Raw genomic sequence first — 2,440 nt, forward strand, 5'->3', positions numbered from 1 at the left:
GAAACTGGGCCGGCCTTTAAAAGACAGTGAGGAAGACAGCGCCCAAAAACGAATAGAATACCAGGACGCCTTGGATCGGAACGCCGTCGAAGGCAAATTTGGCGAGGGCAAGCGTACATATGGGCTTGGTCTTATTCGAGCACGCCTTCGACAGACAAGTGAAACCGTCATTGCCCTGCAGTTTCTGGTTATGAACCTTGAAAAGATCCTTCGGGATACTTTTTTTTCCTTTTTTCACTTGATCATTCGTCAGGTATTTTCATGTCACAAACTGCGAGTGGTAAGCTTTTGATCAAAATGTAGGTTGTTCAGTAGTCCCTAAATTAAAGTCGCTTATGGCCGTAAACTCGAAAAGTAAAAGTAAAAACAACAAAAAAAGGAATTAGCAATAGCTAATTCCTTGATCTTATTGTTATGTATGGCGCGCCCGGAGGGATTCGAACCCCCGGCAGACGTGGTACCGGAAACCACCGCTCTATCCAGCTGAGCTACGGGCGCGTGTCTTTTACTCATGCGACACAAGAGTAATTATACAACCTATTTGAGAAGAAATCAAGGTTTTTTTATTTAAGTATAAATGGGTAATAGACGAAAGCTTTTTTTCAGAATAAAAATGTAAAGACTACCTTAAACAGCTATGTTAAGCTACTAAATTTTCTCATTGAAGAAATGCCGACATACCCTCTATTTGAGATACCGATACCAAGTCAAGCCCATTTTCCGAAGCATTTGGAAAAAGTGTTTGTGTTATCGAGAAAAGGCATGTAATATTGTAGGTGCGAGAAAATTTGACCGAGAGGAGTTGATAACGAGATGAATACCGACGGCTCAACGAGTCCCGAACCCGAGACGAAGATAAAGGGGAACGGTGTGTTCGCTGACGAGGCTTTTGTTTCGTTATTAACTCTATGGAATCGACACCGCTCCCAAATAAATGACGGGGGTGTTGACGGATGTTGGATATTTACATCACCTCGGCGGACGGACAATTTAAAAAAATTGATGACGTGCAAAAAGGCTGTTGGATCAATTTAACCCATCCGGATCAAGCAGAAATCGACCGGATTGTTGAACTAACAGGTATCCCACTCGATTTTGTGAAAGACCCATTGGATGATGATGAACGCTCGCGGATTGAGAAAGAGGACCAAAACGTTCTCACCATCGTGGACATTCCGATTAAGGTGAATGATGAAAGCGATTCGGCCCTTTATGACACGATTCCGCTTGGGATAATTGTCACAGATCAATATTTTATTACGGTTTGTTTGGAAGATAATCCGATCATTCAGCACTTTATTCATAATAAAGTGAAAGGTTTTTACACGTTTAAAAAGACGCGCTTTACGTTGCAAATTTTATCGGTGATGGCGACTTATTATCTCCGGTATCTTCGTCAAATCGATCGGCGCACGAATCAAATCGAACGTGAACTTCATGAATCGATGAAAAATAAAGAGCTATTCTCGCTTTTAAGCCTTGAGAAGACACTCGTTTACTTCATGACATCGCTGAAAGCAAATAACGTCGTCATGGAAAAGATGCTCCGGCTGAATTATTTTAAAATGTACGAAGATGATCAGGATTTATTGGATGACGTCATCATTGAAATTAAGCAGGCCATTGAAATGGCAGAAGTCTACAGCAATATCCTTAACGGTTTGACGGATACTTTTGCTTCCGTCATTTCCAATAACGTCAATATCGTTATGAAATTTTTAACAGCCATCACGATCGTGATTTCCTTACCGACCATGGTGGCAAGTTTCTATGGCATGAACGTCGACATTCCATTTCAGAAAAGCCCGCATGCGTTCTTAATCCCTTTTATGTTGTCAGCAGTGATTTCGATTGTTACTGCGGTGATTTTCTGGAAGAAAAAATATTTTTAGGCTAGCACAGTACCCTTTATTTAAAAAATAGAGGCGAACTCCGGCGTTTACCCGATCATTAAAGCCGCGACCCAAGAACAGTCCCCTTTATTTTAAAAAAATAGAGGCGAACCTAATGGAGATTATCCTATACTCAAAACCGCAATGTCATTTATGCCATGAGGCAAAAGAACTACTCGAGACGCTTTGTGCCTCTGTCGGGTTAACCTATCAGGAAATCGATATTTATACGGATGATGCGCTATTGGAAAAATATCAATGGATGATCCCGGTCATTACCGTCGATGGCACGGTGATTGATTGGGGGAAGGTTTCCTATCATAAATTGAAAGCGGCGCTCCACCCATGAAGATGTTCTGGAAAACGTTATTTATGCACATTTTTCAGCATGATGTGCCACGAAAATACGCATATGCCCATAATTTGGAAAACTACAGCGAAATTTGTAAAAAACTGGAGCGTCTGCTCAGTTTTAAGGCAAAACCGGCAAGAAAATGCGCAAAAAACGCATTTATGCTCATTTTTGAGGTCGGAACGCAGTGAAAATG

Annotated in this window: 3 protein-coding genes and 1 tRNA gene; 3 read left to right on the top strand and 1 reads right to left on the bottom strand. The window is 41.3% G+C overall.

What is annotated here, in order from left to right:
* A partial coding sequence (locus H532_RS19345; RefSeq protein ID WP_245566499.1) for a transposase occupies positions 1-292 on the top strand: 292 nt, incomplete at its 5' end.
* A gap of 127 nt (positions 293-419) precedes the next feature.
* Here H532_RS19345 and H532_RS0117335 read toward each other — a convergent pair.
* A tRNA-Arg gene (locus tag H532_RS0117335) sits at positions 420-498 on the bottom strand.
* A 455-nt stretch (positions 499-953) separates the two neighbouring features.
* Here H532_RS0117335 and H532_RS0117340 point away from each other — a divergent pair.
* The gene (locus H532_RS0117340; RefSeq protein WP_027726509.1) at positions 954-1,892 is read left to right on the top strand and encodes a magnesium transporter CorA family protein; all 939 of its coding nucleotides are present in this window, start codon (positions 954-956) and stop codon (positions 1,890-1,892) included.
* A gap of 115 nt (positions 1,893-2,007) precedes the next feature.
* Positions 2,008-2,241, top strand: coding sequence for a glutaredoxin family protein (locus tag H532_RS19350; protein WP_038112898.1), 234 nt, complete (start codon positions 2,008-2,010; stop codon positions 2,239-2,241).
* Positions 2,242-2,440 lie beyond the last annotated feature (199 nt).

The sequence above is a fragment of the Tuberibacillus calidus DSM 17572 genome, from assembly GCF_000430685.1.
Lineage (GTDB): Bacteria > Bacillota > Bacilli > Bacillales > Sporolactobacillaceae > Tuberibacillus > Tuberibacillus calidus.

What these genes read in the sequence shown, in the direction of transcription:
- H532_RS0117340 (WP_027726509.1), top strand. Translation starts at nt 954, where the DNA reads ATGTTGGATATTTACATCACCTCGGCGGACGGACAATTTAAAAAAATT.
- H532_RS19350 (WP_038112898.1), top strand. Translation starts at nt 2,008, where the DNA reads ATGGAGATTATCCTATACTCAAAACCGCAATGTCATTTATGCCATGAG.